The organism is Streptomyces sp. ITFR-6, assembly GCF_031844725.1.
Taxonomy (GTDB): Bacteria; Actinomycetota; Actinomycetes; order Streptomycetales; family Streptomycetaceae; genus Streptomyces.
In genome coordinates this window covers 5,611,200-5,626,295 of the sequence record NZ_CP134612.1, presented here as the reverse complement: position 1 = coordinate 5,626,295, position 15,096 = coordinate 5,611,200, and the positions used below count along the sequence as shown (strand labels likewise).

Below are 15,096 nucleotides of genomic sequence, written 5' to 3'. Positions count from 1 at the left end.
GGCTCAGCGGTTCAGCGCGGCGGCGTCCAGGTGGCTCGCGTAGCGCGCGTTCAGGTCCTTGTGCACGGCCCGCGCCACCGCCTGGATGGTGTCGACGCCGTCGTTCATCGTCCTGTTGTCCTGGGTGAGCACCGAGAGCGCGTAGTCGTGGCCCCGGCCCGTGAAGGCGCCGATGCTGTGCACCCGCCAGCCGTGGGTGGCCCGCCGGAGCCAGCCGTTCTTGAGCTGGACGGTGGCGGAGGCGGGGACCCCGGCGGGTGTTCCCCAGCGTTGCGAGGAGACGACCTTGCCCATCAGCCCCAGCTCGTAGGCGCGGGCCCTGTCGCTGAGCACCGGGTTCTCCGTGGTGAGCAGGGCCGGCAGCCGCTGCTCGTCCTGCGCGGTGATCTGCGTGAGCCCCCAGTAGCCGCCGGACCCGGGTGTCGTGTGCGTCATCCCGGCCGCCTTCAGGAAGGCCCTGACCTTGGTGGCACCGAGCTGCTTCCACAGGCTGGTGGTGGCGTCGTTGTCGGACTTGGTGATCATGGCGGTGCTGAGGTCGCTCTCGCGCCGCGTCAGGTGGCGGTGGTGCGTGGCGCTGTCCCGGAGCAGCGCGGCCAGCACGGTCGCCTTCACGACGCTGGCGGAGTCGTACGTGGACGTGGACCGCAGCGCGCACGTGGTGCCGGTGGTCCGGTCGTGGAGCGCCAACGCGGTGGTCGAACCGCGCCCCTTGAGCGCCGCGGTGATGTCCTTCGACAGCCTGGCGGCGAGTCCGGGCCTGCCGGAGGCGCAGCTCACCGCGGGCGTCGTCGCGGTGGCGGGCGCCGCGCCGAGCGCGACGGCGGCGAGCACGGTGACGGCCAGCGCGGCAGCGGGCCGGGCACGGCAAGATACGCGGAATGCGGTCATGGTGTGCCCGGATCAACGCGACGCGCCTGGAGCCGTTACGGTCCCGGGCGCGTCGCGTTCGGCCTCCTCAGAAGAGGCGCGGCCTCCTCAGAGGTTCGGCTTCCTCAGAGGTGCGTCGGCTCGAACATCCTGAGCAGGGCCGGGAGCACCACGACCGAGGGGCCCGGCTGCGCGAAGGACTTGGCCAGGTCGGCGGCGAGCGTCTCCGGGCTCGTCCGGACCGCCGGGACGCCGAAGGACTCGGCCAGGGCGACGAAGTCCGGGCGGGACAGCTCGGTGCCGGTGGTCTCACCGAACGCGTCGGTCATGTACTCCCGCAGGATGCCGTACCCGCCGTCGTCCACGATCAGCCAGGTGACCGGGAGGTCGTACTGGCGGGCCGTGGCCAGCTCCGCGAGGGAGTACATCGCGCCGCCGTCACCGGAGACCGCGAGGACGGGCTTGGTGCGGTCGGCGGCGGCCGCGCCGATGGCCGCCGGGAGTCCGTAGCCGAGGCCGCCCGCGCCCTGGGCGGAGTGCATGGTGTTGGGGTGGCGGGCGTCGAAGGCGGACCAGGCCCAGTAGGCGAGGATCGTCATGTCCCAGAAGCTGGGGGACGTGTCGGGCAGGGCCGACCGGATCTCGCCGAGGAGGTGCTGCTCCAGGGTGCGTTCCTGGGCGTCGATCCTGTCCCGTACCCGGCCGAGCACCTCCCGGACGCGCTCTGCGGCGGTCGGCTCCTCGCGCGGGGTGACCGCTTCGAGGAGCTCTGCCAGGGCGTCCCTGGCATCCGCGTGGATGCCGAGCGCCGGGTGGTTGGACTCCAGCTTCCCGGCGTCGGCCTCGATCTGGACGACCCGGCCGCGCGGGGCGAACGTGTAGTAGTTCGAGGAGAGTTCACCGAGTCCGGAGCCGACGACCAGCAGGACGTCGGCGTCCTCCAGGAAGTCCGTCGTGTGCCGGTCCTCCAGCCAGGACTGGAGCGAGAGCGGGTGCTCCCACGGGAAGGCGCCCTTGCCCCCGAAGGTGGTGACGACCGGGGCGCTGATCTTCTCCGCGAGGGCGCGCAGCTTGCCGGAGGCGTCGGAGCGTACGACTCCGCCGCCCGCGATGATCGCGGGCCGCTCGGCGTTCGACAGCAGGTGGGCGGCGACCGCGATGAGTTCGGGCCGGGCGTGCACCTCGCGCGGGGTCGCGTCCATCGCGGTGACGACGGGCAGCGTCGTCCCGGCGAGGAGCACGTCCTGCGGGATCTCGACCCAGACCGGTCCGTGCGGGGCCGTCAGCGCGGACTCCCAGGCGGCCGCGATCGCGGACGGGATCTGCGAGGCCGTACGCGCGGTGTGCACGGACTTCACGATGTCGCGGAACGACGCCTTCTGGTCGCGCAGTTCGTGCAGGTAGCCGTGGCGGCCGCCGCCGAGTCCCGCCGCCGGGATCTGGCTGGAGATCGCGAGCACGGGGGCGGAGGCCGCGGCCGCCTCCTGGAGCGCGGCGAGCGAGGTGAGCGCGCCGGGGCCGGTGGACAGCAGGAGCGGGGCGACCTCGCCGGTGACGCGGCCGTAGGCGTCGGCGGCGAAGCCCGCGTTGTTCTCGACGCGCAGGCCGATGTAGCCGAGGGAGGAGCGGCGCAGCGCGTCGAACATGCCGAGCGCGTGCTGTCCGGGCAGCCCGAAGACGGTGGTCGCGCCGAGGCCCTGGAGGGTCTCGACGACGAGGTCGCCGCCGTTGCGTCCTGGCGGGGGTTTCAGCGCGGCGGCGATCTGCTCGGGGGTGAGCTCGGGACGCTCGTCGTGGTGGTCGTGGCTCACTTCGTCCGTGCCTCTGCAATCTGGCGGGTCATGATCGTCGTCAGCTCGTACGCGGTGTGGGAGGCGGCGACGGAGGTGATCTCGGCGTGATCGTACGCGGGGGCGACCTCGACCAGGTCGGCGGAGACCAGGTTGCAGGAGGAGAGCCCACGCACGATTTCGAGCAGCTCGCGGGAGGTGAGGCCACCGGCCTCCGGGGTGCCGGTGCCGGGGGCGTGCGCCGGGTCGAGGACGTCGATGTCGATGGAGATGTAGAGCGGGCGGTCACCGATGCGCTGCCGGAGCTGGTCGGCGATCTCGTCGACGCCGCGCCGCATGACGTCGGCGGAGGTCACGATCCCGAAGCCCATCTTGGCGTCGTCGGTGAGGTCCTGCTTGCCGTACAGCGGGCCTCGGGTGCCGACGTGGGAGAGCGCGGAGGTGTCGAGGATGCCCTCCTCTACGGCCCGGCGGAACGGGGTGCCGTGGGTGTACTCGGCGCCGAAGTAGGTGTCCCAGGTGTCCAGGTGCGCGTCGAAGTGGAGCAGCGCGACGGGGCCGTGCTTCTTGGCGACGGAGCGCAGCAGCGGCAGCGCGATGGTGTGGTCGCCGCCGAGCGTCATCAGGCGGGCGCCGGTGGAGAGCAGATCGTCGGCCGCGGCCTCGATCGTCTCGACGGCCTCGCTGATGTTGAACGGGTTGGCCGCGATGTCACCGGCGTCCGCGACCTGCGCGAGGGCGAACGGGGAGGCGTCCTGGGCCGGGTTGTACGGACGCAGCAGCCGCGAGGCCTCCCGGATCGCGTTGCCGCCGAAGCGGGCACCGGGCCGGTAGGAGACCCCGGTGTCGAAGGGCACCCCGACGACGGCGACGTCCGTCGTCCCGACCTCGTCGAGGCGGGGCAGCCGGGCGAACGTCGCGGGCCCGGCGTACCGGGGGACGCGGGAGGAGTCGACGGGGCCGCGCGGCGTTTCGGTGCTGCTCATGGGGTGGGTGGCCTTTCCTGTGATGCCTGTGATTCCTGTGATTCCTGTGATTCCTGCGGCAACGCGCTGCTTCTTCGGTCTGCTTCGGGTTGCTTCTTCGGTCTGCACGGGTCCGTGGATGACGGTAGGCGGCGGGGAAGCCCGCCTGAAGTGTTCGCTTCATCCATCTTCACTGATCGGAAAGGATGAAATATCCATACGCGGGTTCGTCACTGCCGACATTCGGCTTGTGTGCGGGGCGCACTCCGGCGAGCTCGGCAACGCATGGTCCGGCGCTCCCTAGGATCGGGCCACGATCATGACCACCGGGAGTTCGGATGAGCGATGACGCGCGGCCGGAGCCCGGCCTCTCGACGGAGCGGCTGAACTTCTTCACGGACGCGATCTTCGCCATCGCCATGACGCTGCTGGCTGTCGAGCTGGAGCGCCCGGACAAGGCGGAACTGGTGTCGGCCCGTTCGCTGGGCCGTTTCCTGGTGGACCAGCGGAGCTCCTACCTCGCGTTCGCGCTGTCGTTCGCCCTGCTCTGGTCGGTCTGGCGCCGCCATCACCAGCTGATGGACCGGATCCGCGTGCTGTCGAAGACCTTCGCCTTCTGGCACGCGCCGTTCCTGCTGCTGGTGGCGTTCCTGCCCTTCCCGACGGCCGTCATCGGTTCCGCGATCACCAATCCGATGGCGCAGACCCTGTTCGCCGGCACGATGGCGGGCATCCTGCTTCTGCGAGGTCGCGCTGAAGGAGGTGTCGGCCGACGCCGGTCTCGTCATCGGTGACGTGGCTCGGGCCCGGCGGCACGCCAACGCCTCCTGGGCGGTGGCCCTCTGGTTCACCCTGAGCCTCGGCCTCGCGTGGGAGTTCTCCTACGCCTATCTCCTCTGGTTCCTCGCGCCGCCGGCCGCGGGGTACGGCGGAACGCTCGTCACCCGGCTGCGCGCCCGCCGCCCGGCCCCGCACGGCGAGGGCGGACGGCGCGAGGACGGCTGACCCGGGTCAGCCCGCCGCCACTTCCGCCACGCGCTCGCCCGGCTCCGGCTCCCCGCCGCGCCCCGCCAGCCGCTCGCGCCAGGCGGTCAGGACCGCCGCGTCCGTCGGCTTCGTGGCCAGCGAAACAATGACGTAGACGGCGAGCGAGGCCAGCAGCCCGTAGTAGACCGGCTCGTTCGCGAGGATTCCGTACCCCGCCATCAGGCCGATCACCGCGAGGCCGCCCACCGCCACGGCGGCCAGCGCCCCGGCCGCCGTGCCCCTGCGCCACAGCAGACCGCCGAGGATCGGCACCAGCAGTCCGCCGACGAGCAGGTTGTAGGCGACGGTCAGGGCCTCGACCACGTTGTTCAGCGCGATGGCGATGAGGATCACCGCGATGCCCATGATCAGGATGAAGGCGCGGTTGCCCTTCACCTCGTCGTGTTCCGCGCTGTCCCCGCTCCGGGTGACCGCGCCCTCGAACCGGGACCAGATGTCGTTGTTGGCCACCGTCGCGCAGGCGATCAGCGCGCCGGAGGAGGTGGACATCACCGCGGCGAGCGCGGCGGCCAGGACGAGTCCGCGTACGCCCACCGGGAGTTCGTCCTTGACGATGGTCGCGAAGGCGGCGTCCGCGGTGGGCAGCTGCGGGTACATGACCTTGGCCGCCGTACCGATGACCGCACCCGCGACCGCGTACACCAGGCAGTACGTACCGGCGACCGTCCCTCCCAGCCGGGCCACGCGGTCGCTGCGAGCGGTGAACACCCGCTGCCAGATGTCCTGGCCGATCAGCATGCCGAAGGTGTAGATCAGCACGTACGTGAAGATCGTCTCGCCGCCGATGCCCAGCGGGTCGAAGTACTCGGTGGGCAGCTTGGCCTTCATCTCGCCGAAGCCGCCCGCCTTGATCACCGCGATGGGCAGCAGGAGCAGCAGCACCCCGATGGTCTTGACGACGAACTGGACCATGTCCGTGAGCGTGATCGACCACATGCCGCCGAGCGTCGAGTACGCGACGACGATGGTGCCGCCGAGGATGATCGCGACGGTCCGGTTCATGTCGAAGAGGACGTCGAAGATGGTGGCGTACGCGATGGTCGAGGTGACCGCGAGCATCAGCGTGTACGCCCACATGACGATGCCGGAGATGAGCCCGGCCCGGCCGCCGTAGCGCAGGTCGAGCATCTCGGAGACGGTGTAGACCTTCAGCCGCGCGATGCGGGCGGAGAAGAACACGGAGAGGGCGAGCAGCCCGAGTCCGATGGTGAAGACCATCCAGGCGCCGGAGAGTCCGTACTGGTAGCCGAGGCCGACCCCGCCGATCGTGGAGGCGCCGCCGAGGACGATGGCGGCCATGGTGCCGGAGTACATCCAGGGGCCGAGCCGGCGGCCCGCCACCAGGAACTCGCTCTTGGACTTGGCGCGGCGCATGCCCCACCAGCCCATGGCGAGCATGCCGGCCAGATAGACGACGATCACGGCGTAGTCGACTGCCATGGGCTTCCCTCCGTCTCGTTGCGCAAGGTCCGGGGTTTGCGGTCCGGGCGTGGTGAAGACGGTAGGTGGCCGGGGAACGGCGCTGAAGTGTACGTTTCATCCATTCTCGACGCACCGAACGGATGAACCCTCCATGCCGGAATCCCCCGCCGCACCGGCCGCCCCGCCGACCCCGCCCATCCCGCTGACCGAGCTGCTGGCCAGGGAGGGGCTCGGGCTGCGCCGGATCGCGGGGCCCGCGGAGGCGGAGCTGCTGTGGGTGCACACCTCCGAGATGGCCGACCCGTATCCGTATCTGCTCGGCGGTGAGCTGCTGCTGAGCGCCGGGGTGCTGCTCACGGACCCGGACATCTATGTGTCACGGCTGGTGGAGGCGGGGGCGGCGGCGCTCGGCTTCGGAGTGCGGCCGGTGCACGACACGGTGCCCGCGGAGCTGATCGCGGCGTGCGAACGGTACGGGCTGCCGCTGATCGAGGTGCCGCCCGAGACCCCGTTCACGGCGATCGCCCGCGCGGTGTGGCAGCTGATGGCCCAGGCCCGGGTGCGCGAGCTGCGCCGGGTGACGCGCGCCCAGCAGGCCCTGGCGACAGCGGCGGCCAGGACCGATCCGGTGCCGGCCGTGCTGCACCAGCTGGCCGTCCAGCTGGAGGGGCGGGCGGTACTGCTCACGGCCGAGGGCGAGGAACTGCACGCGGCCGGCCGGACCCCGGCCGCCGAGGTGCGGGCCGCGCTCACCCGGCTCTCCCGGGTCGTCGCGCCGGTCGTACGCCCCGCGCCCGCCTCGGCCACCGACACCCTGGGCACCACCCATCTCGCCGCGTACGCGCTGGGCGGCGGGCAGGGCCTCGTCCTGACCCTGGCGACGGACCGGCGCGAGGCGGGCGACCACACCCTCGCGGGGGTCGCGGTCGTCCTGCTCTCCCTGCTGGCCGCCCCGCACCAGGGCGCCGACGCCGCCGGCCGCTCCGCCGCGCTGGTCAGGCTGCTGCTGGGCGCGGACCCGGCGGCCGTCGCCCCGCTCCTGGGCGGCGCGGAGCGGTGGACGGTGGTGCACGCGCGCCGGGGCGGCGGCGACCCGGTGGACCCGCTCACGGCCGGGGCGCTCGGCGCGGCCCTGGGCTCCGCGCTGGTCGACGCGGGCCGGGGCGGCGCCGCCGTACGGGTGCTGGTGCCCGGCGACGACCGGCTCACCCCCCAGCCCGGCTGGACCCTCGGCGCCTCCGCCCCCGCCGCGATCACCGCACTGGACACGGCCGACGCCCAGGCCGCACGCGCCCTCGGCCGCGCGGAGGCGACCCGCACCCCGCTGGCGGTGGACGCGCCGGTCACCCGCCTCGCCGCCCTGGTCCCCCGGGAAGCCGCCCAGGCCCATGCCCGCGCCCTGCTGGCCCCGCTCACCGAACCCCTCGCCGAGACGCTGCGCTGCTGGCTGAGTCTGCACGGCAGCTGGGACCGCACGGCGACCGCCCTCCGCGTCCACCGCAACACGGTCCGCCAGCGCATCGGGCGGTGCGCGGTGCTGCTGGGGGCGGACCTGGACGACATGGACGTACGGACGGAGCTGTGGTTCGCGCTCCGGCAGAGGTGACCGGCGGCGCGGATGCGGAGGCGCGGCGGAGGCCGGTTCCGGCGGGACGCCGGCGCACGGTGGGCCCGGGTCCGACCGCGTCGGGATCCGGGCCCCTCCCCTCCGCCGGTCACTCCTTCCGCAACGGAACCTCCCGCATCAGCCAGGCCGCCAGGAAGATCACGGCGCCCAGCAGGACGGTACCCAGGAGCACCCCGTGCAGGCCTTCGGTGACCGCTGTCCGCACCGTGTTCCGGATCTCGTCCGGCATCCCGCGTACCGCCTCCGGTGTCCAGGCTGTGCCGCCCTCGGGGATGCCGTCCGCGTGGAGCCGGCTCGTGTAGACGGCGCCGAGCACCGCGATGCCCAGTGAGCTGCCGATCGTACGGACGAGGGTGGCCGTTCCCGTGGCGGCGCCCATGTCGCGCGGTGTGGCGCTGTTGATGGTGACGAGCAGGGTGCTCTGCACCAGCAGGCCCAGGCCGATGCCCAGCACGAGGGTCAGCGCGGAGGTCAGCGCCGTGGGGGTACCGGTGGCCGTCGTCAGCAGGACGAGCGCGCCCGCGGCCGTCAGCGCGCCGCCGGCGATGGGGTACGGGCGGTAGCGGCCGCCGCCCGCGAGGAGCCGCCCGGCCAGGAGCTGCGCGCCGAACATCCCCGCCATCAGGGGGAGCAGCAGCATGCCGCTGGCCGTCGCGGACGCCCCGCGTACGAACTGCATGTACTGCGGCAGATAGGTGAATGCCCCCACCATGGCGGCGCAGAGCAGTCCGGCCCCCGCGTAGTCGATCCGCGCCCTGATCCGCTCGGTGCGCAGGTTCAGGCGGAGGCCGATGACGAGCAGGGCGACCGCACCGAGGGGGATGTTGACGTAGAAGACCCAGCGCCAGTTCAGCTGGTCGGTGAGGAAGCCGCCGAGCAGCGGGCCGCCCACCAGGGCGACGGGCATCAAGGCCCCGATCATCGCCTGCGAGCGGCCGGCCTGGGAGGGCGGCAGCATGACGCCGATGATGGAGACGGCGCCGACCATGAGGCCGCCCGCACCGAGCCCCTGGGCGGCGCGGAAGGCGATGAGCTGGTCCATGTCCTGGGCGAACCCGGAGAGCACGGAGCCCGCGAGGAACACCGTGATCGAGCAGATGAAGCTGCCTTTGCGCCCGTACAGGTCACCGAGTTTGCCCCAGATGGGGGTGGAGACGGAGGCGGTGAGCAGATAGGCCGTCACCACCCAGGACAGGTGGTCGAGACCGCCCAGGTCACCGACGATCGTCGGCAGGGCGGTGCCCACGATCGTGCCGTCGAGCAGACCGAGCATCAGCCCGAGGAGGAGTCCGAACAGGACCAGCTTCGACGGGCCGCTCCCGTCGTCGGCGGGTGGCCGTCCGGTGTCCGGCGTCCGTGCGGTGTTCGTGTCGTTCGTGCGCTCGCTCGCTCATGAGTGCCCCCGGGCGATGTGAGGTGAGGTCAGGCCGCGTACGGGCGGATGGACCTGGCGTCCCGCAGGGCATGCCCCCACCAGGCGAGCTGGTCCAGCAGGGCCTTGGCCGCCGCGTCGACCGCGGAGTCGTCGACGGCACCGTCCTCACCGAACCGGCCGTAGGCGTTGTGGAAGCTGACGGTGTTGCGGATGGTCGTGGCGTTGAGCTCGGCCATGACGACGCGGAGCTGTTCGACGGCGCGCAGTCCGCCGGAGAGGCCGCCGTACGAGACGAAGGCGACCGGCTTGGCGTGCCACTGCTCGTTGTGCCAGTCGATGGCGTTCTTCAGCGACGCGGGAAAGCTGTGGTTGTACTCCGGGGTGACGAAGACGAACGCGTCGGCCGCCGCGAGGCGCGGTGACACCAGGGCTAGGGCCTCTTCCGTACCCGGCGCCGGGGGCTGTCCGAACGCGGGCATGACCGTGGGCAGCGGGGTCTCGGTGAGGTCGACGACATCCGCCGTCATGTCGTCGCGCCGGGACAGGTGCCCGTTCAGCCACTGGGTGACGAAGGGTGCGAAGCGGCCCTCGCGGGTGCTGCCGACGACGACGGCGACGCGGAGCTGCGGGCGGGTGCTGGGCATGGGTACCCCCTGGAGGCAGCGAATGCGTACAACGTATTGATGTGCGTACAACGTATCCATCGATGTGCACGCTGTCTGCTGCCGGATACGTTGTACGCTGACGACCCCGTCGAGAGGAGCCCGTCCGTGGCCGGCCGGAAGAAGGACAGCGGCAAGGGCGCCGCAGTCGGGCCGGACACCTCCCTCTGGCAGCGGCTGGAGCAGCAGGCGGCCGCACCCCGGGCCTCGCTGACCCTGGAGCGGATCGGGGCCGTCGCCGTGGAGATCGCGGACGCGGAGGGCCTCGCCGCCGTCACCATGCGCAGGCTCGCCACGGAACTGGGCGTCGCCCCCATGGCCGCCTACCGCCACGTCTCCGGCAAGGACGACCTGTGGGCCCTGATGTCCGAGCGGGTGACCGCGGAGATGCGGATCCCGGACGCGGTCACCGAATGGCGCGAGGTGCTGCGCACCTTCGGTCTGCTGACCCGGGACATGATGCTGCGGCACCCCTGGGTCGGGCAGCTGCCGACCCATCTCTTCGCACTCACTCCCGGCCGGCTGGCCATCGCGGAACGGCAGCTGTCGGCACTCGACGGGCTCGGCCTCGACGAGGACTCGATGATGGTCGCCTTCCGCACTGTGAGCGCCTTCGCCCATGGCGCCGGCCAGTCGGAGGTGGCCCTGCGGGAGTGGACGGAGTCCGCGGGCTGGTCGTCCGGCGACGAGACGCGAATGGGTCTCGCGCCGCAGATGAAGTACCTGATGGACACCGGGCGCTATCCCACCTACCGGCGCTACGGACTGCGGGCGACCCGCAAGGACGACGCCACCTGGGCGTTCGAGAGGGGCCTGGACTGCGTGCTGGACGGGATCGCCGCCCGGCTCGGCATCTGAGGAGACCCGCGAACGGCGAGTAAGCAGCGGGGCGGGCCCAGGGCGGGCGGGCGGCGCACTCTCCGTCGGCGTGCTCAGCATCACCCTGGACAGTGCCGGTGACCGCCGGGTAACTTCTAACCAGGGCTGAGCAAGCGCTTAGCCGAGCCGAGCGAAGCCGACCAGGGAGGCACCCCGTGCGCCGTACGGTATTCAACGAGGACCACGAGGCGTTCCGGGAGACCATCCGCGCCTTCATCGCGGCCGAGGTCGTGCCGGTGTACGACGAGTGGTTCGCGGCCGGCCAGGCGCCGCGCGACTTCTACCTCAAGCTCGGCGAGCTGGGCGTCTTCGGGATCAACGTGGACGAGGAGTACGACGGCGCGGGCATCGACTCGCACAAGTACGAGGCCGTCATCTACGAGGAGACCGCCCGCGCGGGCGTGTCCTTCGGCGGCTCCGGGGTGCACACGCTGCTCGGCCTGCCCTACATCAAGATGCTCGCCACCGGCGAGCAGAAGAAGCGCTGGCTGCCGAAGTTCACCACCGGCGAGGAGATGTGGGCCCTCGCGATGACCGAGCCGGGCACCGGTTCCGACATCGCGGGCATGAAGACCACCGCCAAGCTCTCCGAGGACGGCACGCACTACGTCCTCAACGGCGCCAAGACCTTCATCACCGGCGGTGTGCACGCCGACCGGGTCATCGTCTGTGCCCGCACCTCCGCCCCGCGCGAGGACGACCGCCGCTTCGGCATCTCGCTGTTCGCCGTCGACACCAAGTCCGAGGGCTACTCGGTCGGCCGCAAGCTCGACAAGCTGGGCCTGAAGGTCTCCGACACCGCGGAGCTGGCGTTCGTCGACGTCAAGGTCCCCGCAGAGGACCTCCTCGGTGAGGAGAACAAGGGCTTCGGCTACCTCGGCACCAACCTGGCCTCTGAGCGCTGGGGCATCGCCTTCGGGGCGTACGCACAGGCCGCGGCGGCCGTCCGGTTCGCCAAGGAGTACGTGCTCGACCGCACCGTCTTCGGCAAGACCGTCGCCTCGTTCCAGAACACCAAGTTCGAGCTGGCCGCCTGCCAGGCCGAGGTGGACGCGGCCCAGGCCGTCGCCGACCGCGCGCTGGAGGCGCTGGACGCCGGTGAGCTGACCGCCGCGGAGGCCGCCTCCGCGAAGCTGTTCTGCACCGAGGTCGCGCACCGCGTGATCGACCGCTGCCTCCAGCTGCACGGCGGCTACGGCTTCATGAACGAGTACCCGATCGCCCGCCTGTACGCGGACAACCGGGTCAACCGGATCTACGGCGGCACCAGCGAGGTCATGAAGTCGATCATCGCCAAGTCCATGGGCCTGTAGAGCGGCTACGTTCTCTCCATGAGCACCGCACACGACCCCCTGCACGATCTGCTCCAGCTGCTCGACCTGGAACAGATCGAGCGGGACATCTTCCGGGGCACGAGCCGTTCGGCGCTCGTGCCCCGGGTCTTCGGCGGACAGGTCGCGGCCCAGGCGCTGGTCGCCGCGGGCCGCACCGTCCCCGCCGACCGGAGCGCCCACTCGCTGCACTCGTACTTCCTGCGGGCGGGCGACCCCGGCGCGCCGATCGTCTACAGCGTCGACCGCATCCGGGACGGGCGCTCCTTCACCACCCGGCGGGTCGTCGCCGTCCAGCACGGGCAGCCGATCTTCCACCTCTCCGCGTCCTTCCAGACGTACGAGGCGGGCCTGGAGCACCAGGCGGCCATGCCGGTCGCGCCGGACCCGGAGACGCTGCCCACGGCCGCCGAGATGCTGCCGCGCTACGCGGACCGGTTCAGCGGCCCCGGTGTCGTGGACCGGCTGATCGAGGCGCGGGCCGCGGTCGACCTGCGGTACGTGGACGCCCCGCCGTTCGGCACCGTCGGGGAGTCGCGCGAGCCCCGCTCGCAGGTGTGGTTCCGCACCAACGGCAAGCTGGCGGACGATCCGCTGCTGCACGTCTGCATGGCCACGTACGTCTCCGACATGACGCTGCTCGACTCGGTGCTCCTGGCCCACGGGCGCGGCGGCTGGGCGGTCGGTGACGTGGTGGGCGCGAGCCTGGACCACGCGATGTGGTTCCACCGGCCGTTCCGGGCCGACGAATGGCTGCTGTACGACCAGGAGTCGCCGTCCGCGTCCGGCGGGCGCGGGCTGGGCCAGGCCCGTATCTACACACAGGACGGCCGCCTCGCGATCACCGTCATCCAGGAGGGCGTCATCCGGGTCCCCCGGAAGGACTGAACGGTCCCCCGGGAGGTCCTGAACCGGCCGCACGGCCGTGCGTCGGACATGCCCGGCCCGGCTGCGGACATACTCCCCACCATGAGTGACGAGAAATCAGCGGGTGGGGAGTCCACGTTCACGGTCATCGTCGCCGCGTTGGCCAACCTCGGCATCGCCGTGGCGAAGGCCGTCGCGGGGCTGATCAGCGGATCGAGCGCGATGCTCTCCGAGGCGGCGCACTCGGTCGCCGACACCGTCACCGAGGTGCTGCTGCTCACCGCGCTCAAGCGCAGCGAGAAGCCCGCCGACGAGGAACACCCCTTGGGGTACGGCCCCGAACGGTACATCTGGGCGATGCTCGCCTCCGTCGCCACCTTCGTCGGCGGCGCGGTCTTCTCGATCTACGACGGTGTGCACACCCTGGTCGCGGGCGAGGACCTCGGCGATCCGCTCGTCTCGTACATCGTGCTCGCCATCGCCTTCCTGCTGGAGGGCTTCTCGTTGCGTACCGGGCTGCGCCAGGTGCGCGGCGAGGCGGCCCGGCTGGGAGCCGCCCCGGCCCGCTACTTCCGCCGCACGCCCGACACCGCGGTCAAGGCCGTGGTGATGGAGGACTCGGCGGCCCTGGCCGGACTGCTGCTGGCCGCGGGCGGACTGCTCGGCGGTCAGCTGTCCGGCTCGGGTGTGTGGGACGGGGTCGCGTCGGTACTGATCGGTGTACTGCTCGTGTACGTGGCCTGGGTGCTCGGCCGTTCGAACGCCCAGCTGCTGATCGGTCGTCCGGTCCCGCAGTCGATGCGGACCGGGATGCGGGAGGAACTGCTCTCGGTGCCGCACATCATCGAGGTGCTGGAGCTGACCACCCTCATCCAGGGGCCGACCGAGATCCTGGTCGCCGCGAAGGTCGACTTCCGGGACGTGGCCAGTGCCGAGCAGGTGGAGTGGGCCTGTGAGGAGGCGGAGCAGCAGTTGCGGGAGCGGTATCCGTCGATCCGGCGCGTCTATCTGGACCCGACACCGGGGGCGGCACAGCGCCGCCGGGCCCGTACCGCCGGGGGGAATCCGGTGGTCGGGCCCGGCGACGGGGAAGGCAACGGGGACGGCGGGGGGCTGTTCACCGACCGCCTGGAGGAGGACTGAGCTCCGCCGTCGGACCGTCAGAGCAGTCCGGCCGCGTCCAGCAGGTACTCCGTCATCGGGTCGTAGAACCGCGGGTCCAGCACGTGGTCGTCCAGCGGGACGGCCACCTGGAGGGTGCCCTCGGCCTCCCCCAGGAACAGCGCCGGGTCGTTGCAGTCCGCGTAGCCGATGGCATCGAGCCCGCGCTGCGCCGCGCATCCGGCCCAGCCGTGGTCGGCGACGACCAGGTCGGGCATGGGGCGCCCCTCACGCTCCAGTCCGTCCAGGATCGCCGCCATCGGGGCCGGGGAGTGGGTGTGCCAGAGCGTCGCGCCGCGCTCCTGGACGGCGACGTCGGCGAACTGGAAGACCATGCCCTCGTCCGCCATCAGCCCGGAGGGGATCCGGACGATCTCGCAGCCCGCGGCCCGCAGGGCGGCCGCCGTCTGCCGGTGGACGTCCAGGAGCCCGCCCGGGTGACCGGTGGCGAACAGCACCCGCTCCGAGCCGTCGGCCGCCTTGCGCAGCCTGGCCGCCGCCCGGTCCAGGGCGGCGACGGTGAGCTCGGGGTCGATGGTGTCCTGCCCGAACCGGTGCTCCGGGTCGTCACTGACCCCGCACCGCTCGGCCATCACAGCCAGCACGTCCTGCTCGTCGCGCCACCGGTCGCCCAGCTCCAGGCCCAGCCAGTAGTGGCGGTCGCCGTTGGCTAGCTTGCGGTAGTGGGAGAGGTTGTTGTCGCGGGGGGTGGCGACGTCTCCGGCTATACGCGTACGGACGAGTTGTTCGACGAGGGCGGCGCGGCTGGGTATCGGCATGAACCCATTGTGCCGTCAGGTGTGCGCAGTGTGCCGTTCGCATGAAGCATCACGCCGCCGACAGGGGGTATCGCGCCGCCCGCAGGGGGCTAACAGCCCGCCGGGAGCGCCGTTCCGCAGCCTCCGCACGGCCCTCCCGGGATGTCGGGTGACTGTTAACCCATGCGTGACCTGGAGCTTTCCGCTCCATCCGGGCGGGATCATGAAATAGGTCCAGACCACTCCCGGAAGTTTCACGGCCCCCCTCCGCGCCGGACCGACGTCTCACTCTTCGATCATGAGCAAGTGGTCTATACCTTTGGCGCTAGGGTGGGTCCCCCG

Annotated in this window: 14 protein-coding genes; 7 read left to right on the top strand and 7 right to left on the bottom strand. The window is 71.7% G+C overall.

Annotation, left to right across the window (positions count from 1 at the left end; translation table 11 throughout):
- Window positions 1-3 precede the first annotated feature (3 nt).
- From RLT59_RS25740 to speB, 3 genes are all read right to left on the bottom strand, one after another.
- Window positions 4-891, bottom strand: coding sequence for a serine hydrolase (locus RLT59_RS25740; RefSeq protein WP_311305590.1), 888 nt, complete (start codon window positions 889-891; stop codon window positions 4-6).
- A 104-nt stretch (window positions 892-995) separates the two neighbouring features.
- The gene (locus RLT59_RS25735; protein WP_311305589.1) at window positions 996-2,681 is read right to left on the bottom strand and encodes a thiamine pyrophosphate-binding protein; all 1,686 of its coding nucleotides are present in this window, start codon (window positions 2,679-2,681) and stop codon (window positions 996-998) included.
- Entirely contained in the window at window positions 2,678-3,646 is a 969-nt protein-coding gene (gene speB, locus RLT59_RS25730) for an agmatinase (protein ID WP_311305588.1), read from the bottom strand. The genes RLT59_RS25735 and speB overlap by 4 nt, the downstream gene beginning before the upstream one ends.
- 317 nt (window positions 3,647-3,963) lie before the next feature.
- Here speB and RLT59_RS25725 point away from each other — a divergent pair, with 317 nt between their 5' ends.
- Both RLT59_RS25725 and RLT59_RS25720 read left to right on the top strand, forming a co-directional pair.
- Window positions 3,964-4,419, top strand: coding sequence for a TMEM175 family protein (locus RLT59_RS25725; RefSeq protein WP_311305587.1), 456 nt, complete (start codon window positions 3,964-3,966; stop codon window positions 4,417-4,419).
- The gene (locus RLT59_RS25720; protein WP_311305586.1) at window positions 4,388-4,630 is read left to right on the top strand and encodes a hypothetical protein; all 243 of its coding nucleotides are present in this window, start codon (window positions 4,388-4,390) and stop codon (window positions 4,628-4,630) included. The genes RLT59_RS25725 and RLT59_RS25720 overlap by 32 nt, the downstream gene beginning before the upstream one ends.
- Window positions 4,631-4,636: 6 nt before the next feature.
- Here RLT59_RS25720 and RLT59_RS25715 read toward each other — a convergent pair whose 3' ends face one another.
- Window positions 4,637-6,112, bottom strand: a complete 1,476-nt coding sequence (locus tag RLT59_RS25715) for a sodium:solute symporter family protein (protein ID WP_311305585.1) — start codon at window positions 6,110-6,112, stop codon at window positions 4,637-4,639.
- A 133-nt stretch (window positions 6,113-6,245) separates the two neighbouring features.
- On the opposite strand from RLT59_RS25715, the gene RLT59_RS25710 reads away from it, so the two are divergent.
- Window positions 6,246-7,700 carry a PucR family transcriptional regulator ligand-binding domain-containing protein gene (locus RLT59_RS25710; RefSeq protein WP_311305584.1) on the top strand — a complete coding sequence of 485 codons (1,455 nt, stop codon included), beginning with the start codon at window positions 6,246-6,248 and terminating at the stop codon, window positions 7,698-7,700.
- A gap of 109 nt (window positions 7,701-7,809) precedes the next feature.
- On the opposite strand, the gene RLT59_RS25705 is transcribed toward RLT59_RS25710, so the two are convergent.
- Together RLT59_RS25705 and RLT59_RS25700 are read right to left on the bottom strand one after the other, a co-directional pair.
- The gene (locus tag RLT59_RS25705) at window positions 7,810-9,018 is read right to left on the bottom strand and encodes an MDR family MFS transporter (RefSeq protein WP_311307855.1); all 1,209 of its coding nucleotides are present in this window, start codon (window positions 9,016-9,018) and stop codon (window positions 7,810-7,812) included.
- Window positions 9,019-9,143: 125 nt separating this feature from the next.
- Entirely contained in the window at window positions 9,144-9,740 is a 597-nt protein-coding gene (locus tag RLT59_RS25700; RefSeq protein WP_311305583.1) for an NADPH-dependent FMN reductase, read from the bottom strand.
- A gap of 126 nt (window positions 9,741-9,866) precedes the next feature.
- On the opposite strand from RLT59_RS25700, the gene RLT59_RS25695 reads away from it, so the two are divergent.
- The 4 genes from RLT59_RS25695 (at window position 9,867) to RLT59_RS25680 (ending at window position 13,978) form a co-directional block, all read left to right on the top strand.
- Entirely contained in the window at window positions 9,867-10,616 is a 750-nt protein-coding gene (locus RLT59_RS25695; RefSeq protein WP_311305582.1) for a TetR/AcrR family transcriptional regulator, read from the top strand.
- 176 nt (window positions 10,617-10,792) lie between these two features.
- The gene (locus RLT59_RS25690) at window positions 10,793-11,950 is read left to right on the top strand and encodes an acyl-CoA dehydrogenase family protein (protein WP_311305581.1); all 1,158 of its coding nucleotides are present in this window, start codon (window positions 10,793-10,795) and stop codon (window positions 11,948-11,950) included.
- Between the two features lie 18 nt (window positions 11,951-11,968).
- Entirely contained in the window at window positions 11,969-12,856 is an 888-nt protein-coding gene (locus tag RLT59_RS25685) for an acyl-CoA thioesterase (protein WP_311305580.1), read from the top strand.
- An 81-nt stretch (window positions 12,857-12,937) separates the two neighbouring features.
- Complete coding sequence (locus tag RLT59_RS25680) at window positions 12,938-13,978, top strand: cation diffusion facilitator family transporter (protein ID WP_311305579.1); 1,041 nt, start codon at window positions 12,938-12,940, stop codon at window positions 13,976-13,978.
- Window positions 13,979-13,995: 17 nt separating this feature from the next.
- Here the strand turns inward: RLT59_RS25680 and RLT59_RS25675 are convergent, their stop codons facing one another.
- Complete coding sequence (locus tag RLT59_RS25675; protein ID WP_311305578.1) at window positions 13,996-14,775, bottom strand: phosphatase; 780 nt, start codon at window positions 14,773-14,775, stop codon at window positions 13,996-13,998.
- Between the last annotated feature and the right edge of the window lie 321 nt (window positions 14,776-15,096).

Excerpts from the sequence above, each read along its gene's own strand:
- RLT59_RS25740 (WP_311305590.1), bottom strand. The coding sequence starts at position 891 with ATGACCGCATTCCGCGTATCTTGCCGTGCCCGGCCCGCTGCCGCGCTG.
- speB (WP_311305588.1), bottom strand. The coding sequence starts at position 3,646 with ATGAGCAGCACCGAAACGCCGCGCGGCCCCGTCGACTCCTCCCGCGTC.
- RLT59_RS25725 (WP_311305587.1), top strand. The coding sequence starts at position 3,964 with ATGAGCGATGACGCGCGGCCGGAGCCCGGCCTCTCGACGGAGCGGCTG.
- RLT59_RS25715 (WP_311305585.1), bottom strand. The coding sequence starts at position 6,112 with ATGGCAGTCGACTACGCCGTGATCGTCGTCTATCTGGCCGGCATGCTC.
- RLT59_RS25710 (WP_311305584.1), top strand. The coding sequence starts at position 6,246 with ATGCCGGAATCCCCCGCCGCACCGGCCGCCCCGCCGACCCCGCCCATC.
- RLT59_RS25700 (WP_311305583.1), bottom strand. The coding sequence starts at position 9,740 with ATGCCCAGCACCCGCCCGCAGCTCCGCGTCGCCGTCGTCGTCGGCAGC.
- RLT59_RS25685 (WP_311305580.1), top strand. The coding sequence starts at position 11,969 with ATGAGCACCGCACACGACCCCCTGCACGATCTGCTCCAGCTGCTCGAC.
- RLT59_RS25680 (WP_311305579.1), top strand. The coding sequence starts at position 12,938 with ATGAGTGACGAGAAATCAGCGGGTGGGGAGTCCACGTTCACGGTCATC.
- RLT59_RS25675 (WP_311305578.1), bottom strand. The coding sequence starts at position 14,775 with ATGCCGATACCCAGCCGCGCCGCCCTCGTCGAACAACTCGTCCGTACG.